General features: G+C 44.0%; 13 protein-coding genes. All 13 read left to right on the top strand.

Features of this window, described 5'->3' with window-relative positions; translation table 11 throughout:
* Positions 1 to 120 precede the first annotated feature (120 nt).
* The gene (locus tag J2S00_RS16620) at positions 121 to 1251 is read left to right on the top strand and encodes a mandelate racemase/muconate lactonizing enzyme family protein (RefSeq protein ID WP_307342402.1); all 1131 of its coding nucleotides are present in this window, start codon (positions 121 to 123) and stop codon (positions 1249 to 1251) included.
* A gap of 1 nt (position 1252) precedes the next feature.
* Positions 1253 to 2707 carry an NAD-dependent succinate-semialdehyde dehydrogenase gene (locus J2S00_RS16615; protein WP_307342398.1) on the top strand — a complete coding sequence of 485 codons (1455 nt, stop codon included), beginning with the start codon at positions 1253 to 1255 and terminating at the stop codon, positions 2705 to 2707.
* An 8-nt stretch (positions 2708 to 2715) separates the two neighbouring features.
* The gene (locus J2S00_RS16610) at positions 2716 to 4095 is read left to right on the top strand and encodes a lyase family protein (RefSeq protein ID WP_307342395.1); all 1380 of its coding nucleotides are present in this window, start codon (positions 2716 to 2718) and stop codon (positions 4093 to 4095) included.
* Positions 4082 to 5599, top strand: coding sequence for an aldehyde dehydrogenase family protein (locus tag J2S00_RS16605; protein ID WP_307342392.1), 1518 nt, complete (start codon positions 4082 to 4084; stop codon positions 5597 to 5599). The genes J2S00_RS16610 and J2S00_RS16605 overlap by 14 nt, the downstream gene beginning before the upstream one ends.
* Positions 5600 to 5627: 28 nt before the next feature.
* Entirely contained in the window at positions 5628 to 6794 is a 1167-nt protein-coding gene (locus J2S00_RS16600; protein ID WP_307342389.1) for a Zn-dependent alcohol dehydrogenase, read from the top strand.
* A 64-nt stretch (positions 6795 to 6858) separates the two neighbouring features.
* Positions 6859 to 8067, top strand: coding sequence for an iron-containing alcohol dehydrogenase (locus tag J2S00_RS16595; RefSeq protein WP_307342386.1), 1209 nt, complete (start codon positions 6859 to 6861; stop codon positions 8065 to 8067).
* A 37-nt stretch (positions 8068 to 8104) separates the two neighbouring features.
* Positions 8105 to 9691 (top strand): BCCT family transporter, encoded by a 1587-nt coding sequence (locus J2S00_RS16590; RefSeq protein WP_307342384.1) that lies wholly within the window; start codon positions 8105 to 8107, stop codon positions 9689 to 9691.
* 244 nt (positions 9692 to 9935) lie between these two features.
* Positions 9936 to 11681, top strand: coding sequence for a cache domain-containing sensor histidine kinase (locus J2S00_RS16585; RefSeq protein WP_307342381.1), 1746 nt, complete (start codon positions 9936 to 9938; stop codon positions 11679 to 11681).
* Positions 11681 to 12424 (top strand): response regulator transcription factor, encoded by a 744-nt coding sequence (locus J2S00_RS16580; RefSeq protein WP_307342377.1) that lies wholly within the window; start codon positions 11681 to 11683, stop codon positions 12422 to 12424. The genes J2S00_RS16585 and J2S00_RS16580 overlap by 1 nt, the downstream gene beginning before the upstream one ends.
* Before the next feature lie 70 nt (positions 12425 to 12494).
* Positions 12495 to 13790: an ABC transporter substrate-binding protein gene (locus J2S00_RS16575; RefSeq protein WP_307342373.1), complete on the top strand. Its 1296-nt coding sequence runs from the start codon at positions 12495 to 12497 to the stop codon at positions 13788 to 13790.
* 58 nt (positions 13791 to 13848) lie between these two features.
* Entirely contained in the window at positions 13849 to 14544 is a 696-nt protein-coding gene (locus J2S00_RS16570; protein ID WP_307342369.1) for a beta/alpha barrel domain-containing protein, read from the top strand.
* A gap of 78 nt (positions 14545 to 14622) precedes the next feature.
* Positions 14623 to 15525: a carbohydrate ABC transporter permease gene (locus J2S00_RS16565; RefSeq protein WP_307342475.1), complete on the top strand. Its 903-nt coding sequence runs from the start codon at positions 14623 to 14625 to the stop codon at positions 15523 to 15525.
* A complete protein-coding gene (locus tag J2S00_RS16560) occupies positions 15515 to 16336 on the top strand; it encodes a carbohydrate ABC transporter permease (RefSeq protein ID WP_307342366.1) in 822 nt (273 codons plus the stop codon). The genes J2S00_RS16565 and J2S00_RS16560 overlap by 11 nt, the downstream gene beginning before the upstream one ends.
* The last annotated feature ends 26 nt before the right edge of the window (positions 16337 to 16362 follow it).

The raw sequence follows: 16362 nt of genomic DNA, 5'->3' as shown, positions 1-16362 counted from the left end.
CACTTTTGATGTTCCCATTCAATCAATGATTGCCAGAAAGGGATTTTTGTCTTTGGCATCATTTTTGCAAATCTATAAGCGCATGAAGATTGGAGTAACTTTTCAGGGAGGAAGGTTGAGATGAAAATTACATCGGTTGAGATCAAGCACTATCTGCTTCCGCTAGAGCCTCCGTTTAAAGCGGCGTGGGATCCTGAACCGCGCAGAAAGTTTGCCACAACCATTGTCTATGTGCACACAGATGAAGGTCTCACGGGCATTGGTTCTGGAGATTTAATGGTTGGATTCGAAGGACATGAACACCTTTTTATCGGCCAGGATCCATTTGCCATTGAGCGTCATGTGCAGGTGATTGACAATATCAATTTCCACTATGGACGGTGCTGGCCCCTTGATTTGGCCTTATGGGATTTGATTGGAAAAGCAACGGGTCAGCCCGTTTATAAACTGCTTGGGGGACGTTCAAATAAATTACTTGCTTACGCTTCAACCGGTGAAATTGTCTCACCGGAAGAAAGGGCTGAGCGTGCCCAGTTGTTAGTTGAGCAAGGATTTAAAGCAATGAAGATTCGCTTCCATCATGAAGATGTGAGAGAAGATCTTAAGGTAGTCGAAGCGGTTAGAAAAGCAGTGGGTAACAAGCTTGACATTATGGTTGATGCCAACCAGGGCTGGAAAATGCCATGGGATGTTGAGCGGACTTGGGATTTGAAAATGGCCTGCCAGGTTGCCAAGGAACTTGAACAATTAAATGTTTTTTGGCTTGAAGAGCCCCTGCCCTCACACCATTTTGAACTGATGGCCAAGCTGCGGGAAATGGTGAGCCTCCGTATAGCGGGTGGAGAAATGAACCGTAATTGGTATGACTTTAGAGAGATGAATAAACATCATGTCCTTGACGTTTATCAGCCGGATGTTGCCCTGGCGGGAGGGATTACACAGGTGAAGAAAATTGCTGATCTTGTGCAAGGTAGTGGTGCCTGGTTTAGTCCCCATACCTGGTCCAATGGCATCGGCTTGCTGGCCAATCTGCATCTTGCTGCAGCGGTAAGCCACTGTCCGTATTTGGAGTTTCCGTATGATCCTCCGGTGTGGTCCGTTGACCGGCGTGATTTTGTTCAACAGGAGCCGCTTATGATTGATTCAGACGGTTATTTGATCGTACCGGAAAAACCGGGGCTTGGCATTGAGTTAAATGAAGAGGCACTGAAAAAATATGAAATCAACCATGTCTACGTGGGAGAGGAGTAACATGGAAACGTCTGTAAAGGTAAGAACACAAATGTATATTGACGGACAATGGACAGAGGCTTGTTCAGATGCCAAATCAACTATTTTAAACCCTGCTACAGGGGAAGTCGTGGCTGAGGTGGCTTATGGAGGAGCACAAGAAGCACAACAAGCCGTAGAAGCAGCTTATCAGGCATTTCCAGCATGGGCAAACAGTACAGCAGATGAACGCGCAGCCATACTGCGTCAAATCTATCATTTAATTATAGACAAGGCAGACCGATTGGCCGAAATCATGACACTTGAACAAGGAAAGCCGTTTGAAGAAGCCAAGGGTGAAGTGCTTTGGGGAGCCGAGTTTATGTTGTGGTATGCCGAAGAGGCGCGGCGGGTCTACGGTGAGATCATCCCGCCTTCTGGACATAGACAGCGGCTGCTGGTGCAAAGACAACCCATCGGTGTCGTAGGGGCCATCACCCCCTGGAATTTCCCTTCTTCTATGATTACTAGAAAGTTGGCCCCGGCGTTGGCAGCAGGCTGTACTGTCGTTGTTAAGCCAGCACCGGAGACACCGCTTTCAGCTATAGCCTTATTTGAAATCTTTGAACAGGCCGGTTTGCCCAGAGGTGTCGCCAACCTGGTGCTGGGAGATGCCCAAGAAATTGGTTCTGTGCTTGTTAGCAGTGAAAAAGTAAGAAAAATCAGTTTTACGGGATCGACTCAAGTTGGCAAGTACTTAATGGAGCAATCCGCCAAAACCGTGAAGAAGGTATCCCTGGAACTAGGGGGGCATGCACCGTATATTGTCTTCAACGACGCAGACCTTGATCTCGCGGTGGACGGCTTAATGATCAACAAATTTCAAAACAACGGTCAAACATGTATTTGCGCCAACCGTATTTTTGTTCACAGTGAAGTGGCTGATGCATTTACGGTCAAATTAGTGGAAAAAGTGAAAGGATTGAAAGTGGGCAATGGTCTGGATCCTGCCAATCAAGTGGGTCCCCTTATTCATCAGCAAGCGTTGGAAAAAGTCATGGAACATGTGCAAGATGCTGTCTCCAAAGGGGCAGTTATCGTCGCGGGAGGACAGCCGCTTACTGAGGGTGAGTATGCAAGGGGAAACTTTTATCAGCCGACAGTGCTCTGTGGTGTAACACCCGACATGAAGGTATACCGTGAAGAAACCTTCGGCCCAGTTGCACCAATCATTGTATTTAATACAGATGAAGAAGTGGTGCAGATGGCCAATGATACACCATACGGTCTAGCTGCTTATCTCTATACGCGTGATCTGGCACGCACCATGCGCGTCTCCAATGAACTAGAATACGGCATGGTGGGAATTAATGCTTCAACTCTAGGATATGTGCAGGCACCGTTTGGTGGTATCAAACAAAGCGGCATGGGACGTGAAGGTGGCCGCCATGGATTGGAAGATTATTTGGAATACAAGTTTTTAAATCTTAATTTCTGATTAGATCAATGATGAATACCAACGGCAGGGAAGGTGACAGATTGAACAAGTTCAGGGTAGAAAAAGATGATTTGGGAGCTTTGCAAATCCCCGCTGCTGCCTTGTACGGTATTCAAACGGCCCGGGCCATGCTCAACCTTTCATTTTCAGGGCGTCTGTTACAACACTATCCTATGTATGTGAAAGCACTGGCCATGGTCAAACATGCGGCTGCCCAGGCCAATTTTGAAGCCGGCTTATTAAGCCAAGCAATGAGCGAGGCCATTATCCAGGCATGTGACGAGATCATAGCAGGGTTACACCATGAGCATTTTCCGGTTGATATGCTGCATGGCGGGGGCGGTATTGGCGCCAATATGAATGTGAACGAGGTGGTAGCCAATTTAGCCAATGAAAAGTTGGGAGGAAGCAGAGGAAATTATGATCCGGTTCATCCGATAACACATGTCAATGCCTCCCAATCCACTTCCGATGTATGCCACACTGCGATACGTATGGCCATTATCCTCAGTTTTAATACCCTCAGCGAGGCGGTGAAAGCGACGGTTGAGGTGACCAAAGAAAAAGCCATGCAGTTTCAAGATATCAATACGATTGCCCGGACCTGTTTGCAGGACGGTATGCGCGCAAAACTGGGTGAAAAGTTCAGTGCTTATTCTACTGTTATTCAAAGGAGATTGGATCATCTTGTTACCACCATTGCCAACTTGCATCAAGTCAATCTGGGGGGCACGGTGATCGGATCAGGGGTTGGAGCTCCAAAGTTGTATCGTGAAACAGTGTTGCCAAAGCTGTGCCAAGTTTCCAAGCTGCCCCTCAGTTACCGTGAAAATCTGTTTGATGCAGCTCAAAATATGGATGACCTTGCCCAAGTGTCCAGTGAATTGTGTTTGCTTGCCACAAGTTTGATTAAGATAGCTAAAGATTTACGTCTTTTGTCATCTGGACCTGAAGCCGGTTTTGGTGAATTGCGGCTTCCTGCTGTGCAAGCTGGTTCTTCATTTTTCCCAGGGAAGGTGAATCCGGTCATTCCTGAAACCCTCATTCAATGCTGCTTTCAGGTGCTTGGCTGTGACCGTGCTGTCCAAGCTGCTATTGAGCATGGAGAGCTTGACTTGAATGTATTCGAGGGTTTGGCAGGTGCCAATATCTTAGATGCCATGGACATGTTGAACAAGGCCCTGCGTTTATTCGTTGAAAAATGTTTGTACGGTATTGAAGCCAATAAAGAAAGGTGCGAGGCATTATCAACGAGTTTGATCCCGGCTGTCGTAGATTTGAAAGAAAAATATGGTTACTTTGCCTTAGCGCAGCTATTGAAAAAAGAGGGGCCTGAAGGAATTAAACAATTACTCAGAGATGGAGGGGATACAGATGACACATTTTAAGGTGTTTGAAGGGATTGAGCAGCCTAAGCTTGACTGGGCAAAAGATTGGTTGAAGGAAACCAAAAAGCTGTATATCGCTGGTCAATGGGTGGATAGCTCAAGCAGCGAAGTAATTGAATCTATCAACCCGGCCAACGGGGAGGTTAACGGCACAATCCAAAGTGCCACAAGGGAGGATGTAGACCACGCGGTGGCTGCTGCCAGAAAGGCATTTGACGATGGACCATGGCCAAATATGTCCCGAAAAGAGAGAGCTAAAATACTTCGTCAAATTAGTGTGTTAATTAAACAACATCAGGCTGAACTAGCTACACTTGAATCTCTTGATAATGGGAAACTGTACAGGGAATCTTACAACGATGATGTGCAGGAAGCCTCAGATTTATTTGAGTATTACGCTGGTTGGACTGATAAATATTACGGGGAAAACAACCCGGTAGAAGGGAATTTTTTAAGTTTTACAACGCGGGATCCTATTGGTGTGTGCGGACAAATCGTACCATTCAACTTTCCGCTTGGGATGGCCGTTTGGAAGCTGGCTCCTGCACTGGCTATGGGCAATACGGTTGTATTAAAACCTTCCAGCCTCACGTCTTACTCAGCGATTCGCTTATTTGAACTTATCGATAAGGCTGAACTTCTGCCACCGGGTGTGATTAATCTGATTCTGGGCCGGGGTTCTATCGGCTCTTACCTCAGCCGGCATATGGATGTCGACAAAATATCTTTTACAGGCAGTACGAAGGTAGGTAAACAATTGGTTCACGATTCAGCTGACTCCAATTTGAAACCGGTGACACTGGAGCTGGGTGGCAAATCTCCTAATATTATTTTCAGTGATGCGCCTGACTTGGATGGTGCCATAGAGCGTTCATTTTACGGGTTATTTACACACAAAGGGGAAAAATGTTCGGCACCTACTCGACTGTTTGTGCAGCGCGAAATCTATGACATCGTGGTTCAAAAAATGGCAGAATACGCTAATGGTTATAAATGCGGAGACCCGTTTGACCCGGAAAGCGACCAAGGCCCCCAAGTATCAAAAGCTCATATGGAATCTATTTTAAGATATATTGACATTGGCAAACAGGAGGGAGCCCGTCTTGTAGCAGGCGGAGAGCGGGATGTGACAGGAACGAATGCCAATGGATATTATATACGCCCTACTATATTTGCTGATGTCGATAACAAGATGACCATTGCCCAAGAGGAAATATTTGGCCCTGTACTGTGTATTATTCCTTTTGATACGGAAGAAGAAGTGATCAGAATGGCCAATGATACCATCTATGGATTGGCCGCCGGATTGTGGACCAATGATGTATCCCGCGCCCACAGGGTTGCCAACAAGCTTCAGGCAGGAATGGTTTTTGTCAACAGATACGGCTGTTATGATTTTGCCAGTCCGTTTGGAGGCTTAAAGCAAAGTGGCTGGGGTAAGGAATATGCCATTCATTCCCTTCAGTCTTACACCAAAACAAAAGCAATCTGGGTAGCTTATTAAACATTTGAGAGGAAATGAGGGGAAAAAAGTGAAAATAAAAGCAGCGGTGATGACAGGAGTTGGACGGCCGCTTGAAATCCAGGCGGTCGATCTGGCTCCGCCAAAAGCAAATGAAGTATTGGTTAAGGTGGAAGCTACAGGTGTTTGCCACAGTGATTTAAATGCGCTAAATGACAGCACGACCCCCACTCCGACTATACTTGGTCATGAAGGTGCAGGAATTGTAGTGGAAGTTGGTCCCAATGTAACAAACGTTCAAGTCGGGGATAAAGTAGCTCTAAACTGGGTACCTTACTGCGGACGCTGTGAGTTTTGTGTCACAGGAGCGGTACATTTATGTGAATCTGCTTTTGGTCCTATGTTTAATGGGACCTTATTGGATGGTACTTCAAGACTTAGTAAAGATGACAACATCATTTTTCATTACTCCTTGCTGTCAACCTTTGCAGAATATACCGTGGTGCCGGAGATGTCATGTGTCAAGCTTCCTGATGAAATGCCCATGGCCCAAGCCTCTCTGATCGGCTGCGGTGTGGCAACGGGATATGGGGCGGCAGTGAATGCAGCAAAAGTAACCCCAGGTTCTACTGTAGCTGTTTTTGGTATTGGCGGTGTTGGCGTTAATGCCATTCAGGGTGCACGAATTGCTGGGGCAGCCAAAATCATTGCCTGTGATGTGAAACCAGCTAATTTGGAAATAGCCAAGAAGTTTGGAGCGACTCATACCGTTAATGTCGCTAAAGACAATGTAGAAGAAGCACTGAAGGAGTTAACAGGAGGTTTTGGTGTTCATTTTGCCATTGATTGTTCAGGTCATACGGAAGCAACAGAAAATGCATGGAAAGGCACTCGAAAAGGAGGAACTGTGGTTGTTGTGGGGGCGTTTAATCCACACAAGGTGCTCAGTCTTCCCGCCGGAGGTTTTCACCGTGTTGGGAAAATTTTGAGAGGAAGCTTTTACGGAGATGTACAACCGTTTCGTGATTTTCCGACAATTGCCCGTCTTTATTTAGATGGACGATTTATGCTTGATGAACTCATTTTGAATCGCCTCAAGCTGGAGGAAATTAACCAGGCATTTGATGCATTTCATGACTGCAATTGTATAAATGTTGGACGTTCCATCATAGAGATGCCGGTGAAAACCGACACACAAACGATGGATGACTGCGAAGGGTTTGAATTCGTTTCTTAAAAATGATTGTGGCCGCTGCCGTGCGGCCGGCTAGCTAGCATAGGTGTTTAGGAGGGATAGCTTGATGGGAAATACGTTTGAATTTAGTTCGCGTACAAAAATTGCTTTTGGGATTGACCGCTCTTTGGAACTTGGCAAAGATGTCAAAAAATTGAGCCGAAGTAATAAAGCTGTACTCATTACTGATCCGGGGATAATAAAGGCAGGTTTAGCTGATCACGTCATAGGGGCCTTGGAAAAGGAAGACATTGAGATTCAGGTCTTCCACAATGTGCAAAGTGATCCAATGGCTGGATCTATTGATGAAGCAGCTGAAATCATCCGCTCCTGTGGGGCCAAATGTGTGCTTGGTCTTGGGGGAGGGTCTGCCATGGATGTAGCTAAAATGGCTGCGCTCGTTGCTGGAGGGGAGAGAGCCGCCATGCATTATGCACTCATGGCAAATCCTTTTGCACCAAAGAGTATTTGTACAATCATGATTCCAACAACATCAGGTACGGGTGCTGAAGTGACAAACACTGTGGTTTTTTCGGATGAAAATAAGCGTAAGGTGTGGGCTTGGGATGCGGAAATGGCTCCTGATATGGCCATCATTGATCCCCAATTAACAGCAGCTCTTCCCGCTCAATTAACTGCGGCTACTACTTTTGACGCCCTTGTTCATGCCATTGAAGCCTGCACTGGAAAAAGAACAACCCCAATCATTGAAGCCTTTAGCTTACAGGCGATTCGCTTGATCAGCCAAAACATAAAGAAGGTTTTGCACAGGCCTGATGACCTTGAAGCACGCGGTAAGCTTGCCCTTGCTGCTACTATGGCCGGCATGGCCATTGAACAAGGAGGGACAGGAATAGCCCATTGTATTGGTCATGCTCTGGGAACGCTGGCGCGGATTCATCACGGGAAGGCCGTCACCATTGCCTTAATGGCGACGTACATGTGGAACGCAGAAGCAGCGGTCACTATGTATGCTGAAATCGCCCGCGCTCTCGGGGTAAAAGATGAAGGATTAACAGAGAAGGAATTGGCGTTGGCAGGTGCCAGTCAATTTTCTCAAATGGTAGCCGAAAGCGGGTTAAATTTATCCCTCCAAGATGAAAATTTATCTGCAGCTGACATAGATTGTTTTTTGGAGGTGATGGAATCAGAAGAGAATGCGCCCATGCGCCTGAACAACTGCCGTTTAGCAACCTCTGCTGATTTAAAACAATTTGCAGCAGATATTTTGCAAACTTCAAGTAAATCAAAGGATTTGAATCAGTCAATTTTGTAACTATTTACTATAATTGTAAAATTGAGGAGGATAAGAGATGAAAAAGATAAAACATTTAGTATTTTGGCCGCCATTTTTACTTGTACTCATTGCTGCTATTTTAAGCTTCACACATCGAGATGCGTTTACAAGCATGGCCAATGGAGCCAACGAATGGTTAATCGCTAATTTCGGTTGGGTTTTTAGTGTTAGTGGCTTTATTATGGTTTTAGTCTGTGTCGGTGTTTATTTTTCACCCTTGGGAAAGGTAAGAATAGGCGGTACAAATGCCAAGCCATTGCTTTCCTTTCGTAATTGGTTTGCAATTACATTAACGACAACGATTGCTGCTGGGATTACATTCTGGGGGATAGTAGAACCAATATATCATCTCACAGCACCCCCTGCTTCTCTTGGTATTGAAGCCAATAGCCCACAAGCGGCTCTATTTGCTATGTCTACTATGTATTTGCACTGGACCATTACACCATATGCGATTTACTGTGTCCCAGCTCTTATGTTTGCTTTTGCTTACTATAATATGCGTAAGCCTTTCAGTTTAAGTTCTACGCTGACTCCTTTGTTGGGGGATAAGATCACTGGCAAATGGGGAAAAGGGATCGATGCCATTTGCTTATATACATTGGCGTTAGGTATGGCTGCAGCGATGGGCACAAGCATACTGAACTTAGCTGGGGGCGTTAATTATTTAAGTGGTTTGCCAAGTACCCCATCCCTTTGGGCTGTTATTGCCATTGTTGTGATGGTCACCTTTGTTGTCTCCGCCTCTACGGGGTTAATGAAAGGGATACGCATTTTGTCTGATATCAACTTCAAGTTATTTTTTGTAATCATTTTATTTTTGTTTCTTGCTGGTCCAACGGCCTACTTGTTAAATTTGGGAACAGAAGCGTTTGGGCATTATTTAAGCAACTTTTTTGATAAAAGTTTGTTTACTGGTGCAGCTGCAGATGACCAATGGCCACAGTGGTGGACTACATTCTACTGGGCCAACTGGTTTTCTTGGGCTGCTATCACTGCCCTGTTCCTGGGAAGAATTGCTTATGGCCAAACGGTAAGAGCGTTTATTTTGGTCAACTTTGCTTTGCCTGCACTGTTTGGCGGTTTATGGATGACCATATTCAGCGGAACATCGATTTACATGCAGATGAACGGAGCAGGACTTGGTGAAATCTTAGCCAATAATGGCCCTGAAGCTGTACTTTATGCTGTTATGGCCGCGCTGCCTTTAGCACAAGTGGTCATTCCAGTTTATCTGTTTATAGTCTTTATAGCATTCGTCACGGCTGCAGATTCAACTTTGGCAGCCATGGGGGGTATCAGTTCAACAGGTATCTCTCCCGAGAGTCCTGAACCGGGGATTATGATTAAAGTCATATGGGGAGTTACAATAAGTGTAGTTGCCTGGGTGATGATCAGCTTTGCTCAAATCGACGGTATAAAAATGCTTTCTAATCTTGGCGGCGTCCCGGCTGTGCTGCTGGGGTTGATGGTCGTTATTTCACTTATCAAGGTTGCGAGATCTCCTGAGAAATACGACATGACAATCACCGAAGAACAAAGTGAGGAACAAGATGAGAAAGGCGTAGAGGTATCAAATAAAGAGGTCCATGAGGCAATGTAGTTTAGGAAAACACTAGAAAATTTATAGAAAAAGAAAATCAGTTATGAATAAACTTATATATTGCTTTGGGACCCCTGGGTATTTTATGGGGTCCTACTTTTTTTACAAAAATTTTACTTGTTGATTTTGGCCCGTGGAGGTATCATGATCACAACCCGGTCATGGCAATCTGGTTCTTCCTAGAGTTGTGTTAAACAATCAGTTGTGTTTATGTCTTTGACAGGTTACAGGGGGGGGGATGACTTTGCTGCGCAGAAAAATCACCCTTATCTTCTTTTTGTTAACATTACTTCCGCTTGGAATATTAGGAATTATGGTCTATGAGCGCTTTTCAAACACCTTGGAGCAGAATGCGGTACAATCGACTCAAAGAGTGGCTATACAAATCATTAACAACCTTGACTTGCTTATGTCTGATTTGTCCCGGCTTAGTTTATCGCCTCTCTATGATAAAAGTGTTCTGTCTATTTTGAAAAAACACAGTGACAGTTCTAAAAGATTCTATAGAAGTGCGGCAGACAATGAGAAAATCTCCATGTTTTTGTCCGCGTTAATGTATAAAAGGAGCGAATTACAAGGAATTCATTTAATCTCTAATGATGGTAACGTCTTCAGTCATATGGACCGCAATGAGTTGAGGCCTTGGTTCGATTCGAATCAGGAAAATGGTTGGGTGGATGAGGTGATTAAAGCGAACGGTGCAGCCGTTATTCTTCCTGCACATACTCCCACTTATTACCGTTTTCAACACCAAGATCAACACTTCGGTATCGGACGCCTGGTGAGAGATCCAAATACTTATACTCCTTTAGGGATCATGAAGATCGATGTCAAAATGGAGTATATGCAAGAGTTGTTGTCTTCTATAGCTGGTGCATTGGTGAGGGTAGAAGATGCACAGGGGCGTCTGATTTACGAAGAAGGATCATTAGCAGAAGTTTTTGACAGAGCCGCGGTTGAGCTTGATACACCACAATGGCTCTACGATCAAGATAAAAAATATTTAGCCATTAAGCATACCTCTGCTGAATCAGGTCTTTCCATCCTCTGTCTTATTCCTGAAGATGATATATTACAAGAATCCAAACAACTGGGAATGGTCACTCTTGGCTTTATGTTGGTCAGTTCAATGATTGCTTTTGGCCTCTCGGTTGTCAGTTCTAAACAAGTGGTCCGTCCGATCGAAGAATTGAAAATGAGTATGGAGCGCGTTCAGCATGGTCGTTTGGATGAAAGGATTAACATCAGGCGTAAAGATGAAATCGGCAAGCTGGCTGAGGGATTTAATAACATGATTGAAGAAATCAATCGTCTCATAAACGAAATTTATGAAAAAGGACTGCGTGAAAAAGAAGCGGAATTTAAAGCATTGCAAAGTCAGATTAATCCCCATTTTATTTACAATACGTTAGAATCGATCAACATGCTGGCGTTAGAGAAAGACAATTACCAAATTTCTGATATGGTGACCGGATTGGGGCATTTGCTCCGTTATTCCACTGATCACCGAAAAAAGATGGTCCAGATTAGGGAGGAAGTCGCCGTCCTTAAATCTTATATTTTCATTATGCAGACACGCTTGGGAGAACGATTGGAAGTTGAGTGGGATGTGGATGAAGAAGCACTGGATTTTCTTATTCCGAAATTGTCCCTTCAACCGGTTGTGGAAAACGCCATCATACACGGCATCTCTTCTCTTGAAGAGGGAGGCAGAGTATGGATCAGTATCATTAAAGAAGACAATTGCATCAGGTGTACGATTAAGGACAACGGAGCAGGCATGCCTGATAAACAGGTCAAAGCGATTACTTCAAACTTGGCCCGTGTCGATAACAATGTTCAAACCCGTGACAGCATCGGCTTATGGAATATTCACCGCCGTATTGTTTTGCTGTATGGCCGGCGTTACGGCTTAACGATTCAATCCCAAATGGGTTTGGGCACTTCTGTTGTTATAACCATTCCCACCATGAAGGAGGAGAGCAACTGATGTATCATGTTTTATTGGTTGAGGATGAAAAACTGATCCGTCAAGGTTTAAAGAAAACGATTGAACATGTGATGGATGTGTTCCGGGTGACGTGGGAAGCCGATCATGGGCGCAGAGCATTAGAGATCATGAACAGCGATATCCCTGATGTCATCATGACAGATATTCGGATGCCGGTGATGAACGGTTTGGATTTTATCAAACAGGCCAAACAAATATATCCCCAAGCTCCTATTGTAATTATTAGCGGGTATGGAGACTTTGACTATGCCAAAAAAGCGATGAAATACGGTGTTAGGCATTATTTGCTCAAGCCGGTTAACCGGGTCGAACTTGCAGAAGCCCTGCAGGACATTAAAAAACAGTTATCTGAGAAAAAACAAAACACATTGAATCCCAGTGAAGAAAATCGAACTGAGTCAAAAATAATACAACAAATCAAGGAATTTATTGCTGAGAACTTGAGTCATGAGATCAGCTTACAATCCATTAGCGAGGTTGTCAATTTACATCCCAATTACATAAGCCAAATATTTGCTAAAGAAACGGGAAAAAGTTTTTCCGCTTATGTCACTGAGCAGCGTATCAGGAAAGCGAAAGAACTGTTGAGAAATACAAACCTTAAAATATATGAAATAGCCCATTTGGTCGGTTACCAAAGCTCAAAGCATTTTATGTCAGTTTTTAAAAAACATACTAATATGTCCCCTAAAAAATATCGAAATATTAAGATATCATACTAAATCTGAAGACCGCGCTATTAATTAAGCGTTTTCATCCTGCTAAAATAACAAACAAGAAAGGGGGATCTTGATGAAAAAGACAACAATTGCCTTTTTGAGCCTTTTATTGATACTCGCAGTCTCTGCATGCAGCAGTGATACGGGCTCAAGTGATGATTCGAATCAAAGTAATAACACAGAAACGGTAGAATTGACCTTTTCGGTTTGGGGAAATGAACATCACGTTGCCATGTATGAGGAGCTACTGGAAGAGTTCTATGAAGATCATCCGCATATTAAGGTGAATATTGAAAGTTATCCCCACGCCGATTACCAACAAAAAATGTCGGTTTTGGCTGCAGGACAAGAGTTACCGGATGTTGGCTGGGTAGCTGAACGGATGGTCCCACAATTTGTGGAAAATGGTATTTTGAGAGATGTGACCGAAATTACCGAGGATCCTGAGTTTGATTTTGAAGATTTTTACCCATCAACACTTGAATTATGGCAGCACGATGGAAAATTACTCGGTTTTCCCTTTTCGACACCACCGATGATCATGTACTTCAATAAAACGATTTTTGATGAAGCTGGTGTAAAAACACCAAATGAACACGCAGAAGAAGGCACATGGACGTGGGAACAATTTGAAGAAACAGCCAAAGCAATTTCATCTGGTGAAGGTGCCAACCGGATCTATGGAGCAAATTTGTGGATCGATTGGACTAACTTTGCCACGGTACTTTCTCACACTTGGTCAGCAGGTGGAGAAATCTTTAATGAAGATATGACCGAATTTAAATGGAATTCACCTGAAGGGATCGAAACCTTTAAAATGTTACAGCGGATGATGTTTGAGGATAAGTCACATGTTCCGCCTGGAGAAAATATCCCATTTGAAACAGGCCGAGTGGGGATGTTTACCTTTATGTATAGTTACATTGCTAATGTTCGCGGTATTGACGATTTTGAATGGGATATTGCACCCCTCCCGTCCGGTCCTGAAGGAACAGCACCATTATTGGGCCAGGCAGGTCTAGTTGCCTTTGAGGGGAGTGAACATCCCGAAGCAGCAATGGAACTGCTAAAATTTCTGGCCAGTAAAAAAGGGATTCAGGCTCAGTCCCAGTTTTTCGTGCCTCCGAGGCAGTCTGTTCTTGAGTCTGACGAATTTGTAAATGTGCCAAATAACCCACCGAGAGAGTCGATTGAACGGGCGTTGCTAAACGAAATGGACAACGGGCGGATTTATCCCTTGCATAAAGACTGGACACAAATAGAAAGTATCATTGTGAGTGGGTTTGACGAGTTGTTTTCTCAATCAGCAACTCCGGAAGAGATCCTTCAAAAGATGGAAAACGAAATCAATCCCATTCTTCAAAAATAACAACAAAACAGTGGCGATCCAACTCTGGTTGGATCGCCATTTACTAGGAGGATCTAAAATGAATAAATTTCAACAAATGATTCAATCCAAACCCATGTCTTTGATCGTGAGTTTGCCGGATAATGACTTGGAACTTGCCAGAGCGGCAATAGATGCAGGCGCTGATGGTATCAAGTTTCATATTAACGTGAACCATCGGGCCTCAGGTAATCATTTTCAAGGGCTGGATCACTATCATGATGTGTTTGTTCAGGTAAGAAAAGAATTTAACGGTTTGATGGGCATCGTTCTGGGAGACAGCTTATCGAAGATCAATCGAGAAGAATTTAACCGTGCGGTCGAATGGGGATTTGACTATTATTCTTTATACGGTTTTCATCTTCCAGCCTCACTGGTCAATGCCGAGGGAATGGCGCGCACTTTTGCCATTGCTCATGGTTATGATCCGGTTATCCTTCAGGGTTTGTCTAAGTTTAATTTGGATGCATTGGAAATCTCTACGGTACCCAAGGAAGAGTATGGAAGCCGCCTGCATTTTGAAGATGTATTGTTATACAGTGCCATCGTGCAACAGGTTAACATCCCAACGATCGTACCGTCTCAGCGCAGTCTTGTTCCCGAGGATGTGCGGCCTTTGAGAGAAGCGGGAGTCAAAGCTATCATGCTTGGTGCAGTTGTTACGGGTGATCACGTCGAAACTTTAAAGAAGGCTGTCAGCGACTTTCGCAATGAGGTAGACAAACTCTCAACATAAGAGATATAGGGACAGGAGGACATGTAGGTGAAACAAGCGGCAAATAACCCTCGGTTAACAGGGCCTGAGCCACACGGGATGGTTAAGTTTAAACAGCGCAAGAAGGCTTTCTCCGGTAATGAAAACCTGACGGGATGGCTGTTTATATCACCGATGTTTATTGGCTTTCTCATTTTTATGCTGGGACCCTTAATTTATGCGTTTTACATGAGTTTCCTTGAATGGCCCCTCTTAGGAGATGCCCGTTTCATCGGTTTGAACAATTATCAAAATATAATCAATGATCAAGAGTTCAGGATTGTATTGAAAAACACGTTTATATTTACGGCAGGACTTGTGCCGTTGAATCTGATGCTTGCCCTTGGGCTGGCTTTGCTGTTAAAGGAAAAAATGGCAGGGATCGGTTTGTTCCGGACAGCTATATTTGTTCCTGTAGTAACGTCCCTTGTCGTGTGGGCTATTATTTGGAAGTATATGTTAGCTCCTGAATCAGGTTTTATCAACCAATTATTGGGACTCTTTGGTATACAGGGTCCTGCCTGGCTGTTGGACAATCGTCTGGCCATGCCATCTGTCATCATTGTCAGTGTCCTAAAAAATGTGGGCCTTAATATGATTTTATTTTTAACTGCCTTGCAGCAGGTGCCTCATTCATTATATGAGGCTGCAGCTTTGGACGGAGCAAAACGGTGGAGAACGTTTTGGCATATTACGTTTCCAATGATTATGCCTACGGTGTTCATGACGATGATTATTACTACCATTGGAGCCATGAAAATTTTTGCTCAGATATATGTCATGACACGCGGTGGCCCGGGGACAAGCACAAAGGTGCTGGTTTACTATATTTGGGAAAAAGCATTTCGGCACTTTGAGATGGGCTATGCCGCAGCACTGGCTTTCGTTTTGTTCTTCATTTTGCTCGTGTTTACACTCATTTTATGGCAGCTCAGAAAGAGGTGGGTATTCCATGAGAATTAAAGGCTCACATGTCATAAAATATATTATCTTATCTATCATCTCTCTGCTGATGATCATACCGCTGATTTGGATGATGCTGACATCTTTAAAAGAACCAGCCCGTGTTTTTACCCAGTTTTTTCCCTGGCCCATCCGGTGGGAAAACTACGTGGAAGTTTTGGCCAATACCGTTTTTTTAAGGCAGTACTTAAACAGTATTTATATTGGCATTGTCGTCACAGTGGGAACCATTATTTTCTCTTCAATGGCAGGTTATGCTTTTGCAAGATTAAATTTTTTTGGCCGTGATTTTGCCTTTCTTTTATTGTTAAGTATGATGATGATTCCACCAGAGGTGACCATTATCCCCCTCTTTTTATTCATGAGGGAACTAGGATGGATCAACACACACATCCCGTTAATTTTACTTCCCATTTTTGGAGCACCGGGGGCTTTTGGTGTGTTTCTCATGCGCCAGTTCTTTTTAACGATTCCTAAAGAATTAGAAGAAGCTGCCAAAATTGATGGGTGTTCACGCTGGAAAGTCTATTGGCGGCTCATGTTGCCTTTAGCAGTTCCTGCAATTTCCACACTGACGATCTTTACCTTCTTACAGAATTGGGATGAGTTTTTGAACCCGCTCATTTTTATTAACTCAAGGGAGCTTATGACACTGCCTGTTGGTCTTTCCTTGTTTACAGATGAAACAGGGACAGCTTGGCACCATTTGATGGGAGCAACCACTTTAGCAACCATTCCGTTGTTGATCATTTTCTTCTTTGCACAGAAAAAGTTCATTGAAGGCATGACCTTGGGAAGTGTGAAAGAATAACAAGTCATTGATAAAAGGAGTGGTAA

Source organism: Caldalkalibacillus uzonensis, from assembly GCF_030814135.1.
Classification (GTDB): Bacteria; Bacillota; Bacilli; order Caldalkalibacillales; family Caldalkalibacillaceae; genus Caldalkalibacillus; species Caldalkalibacillus uzonensis.
This window is presented reverse-complemented; position numbering and strand designations above follow the sequence as displayed.

Coding starts and splice junctions, on each gene's coding strand:
- J2S00_RS16590 (WP_307342384.1), top strand. CDS start 8,105: ATGAAAAAGATAAAACATTTAGTATTTTGGCCGCCATTTTTACTTGTA.
- J2S00_RS16560 (WP_307342366.1), top strand. CDS start 15,515: ATGAGAATTAAAGGCTCACATGTCATAAAATATATTATCTTATCTATC.
- J2S00_RS16595 (WP_307342386.1), top strand. CDS start 6,859: ATGGGAAATACGTTTGAATTTAGTTCGCGTACAAAAATTGCTTTTGGG.
- J2S00_RS16620 (WP_307342402.1), top strand. CDS start 121: ATGAAAATTACATCGGTTGAGATCAAGCACTATCTGCTTCCGCTAGAG.
- J2S00_RS16615 (WP_307342398.1), top strand. CDS start 1,253: ATGGAAACGTCTGTAAAGGTAAGAACACAAATGTATATTGACGGACAA.
- J2S00_RS16605 (WP_307342392.1), top strand. CDS start 4,082: ATGACACATTTTAAGGTGTTTGAAGGGATTGAGCAGCCTAAGCTTGAC.
- J2S00_RS16575 (WP_307342373.1), top strand. CDS start 12,495: ATGAAAAAGACAACAATTGCCTTTTTGAGCCTTTTATTGATACTCGCA.
- J2S00_RS16570 (WP_307342369.1), top strand. CDS start 13,849: ATGAATAAATTTCAACAAATGATTCAATCCAAACCCATGTCTTTGATC.
- J2S00_RS16565 (WP_307342475.1), top strand. CDS start 14,623: ATGGTTAAGTTTAAACAGCGCAAGAAGGCTTTCTCCGGTAATGAAAAC.
- J2S00_RS16610 (WP_307342395.1), top strand. CDS start 2,716: ATGATGAATACCAACGGCAGGGAAGGTGACAGATTGAACAAGTTCAGG.
- J2S00_RS16580 (WP_307342377.1), top strand. CDS start 11,681: ATGTATCATGTTTTATTGGTTGAGGATGAAAAACTGATCCGTCAAGGT.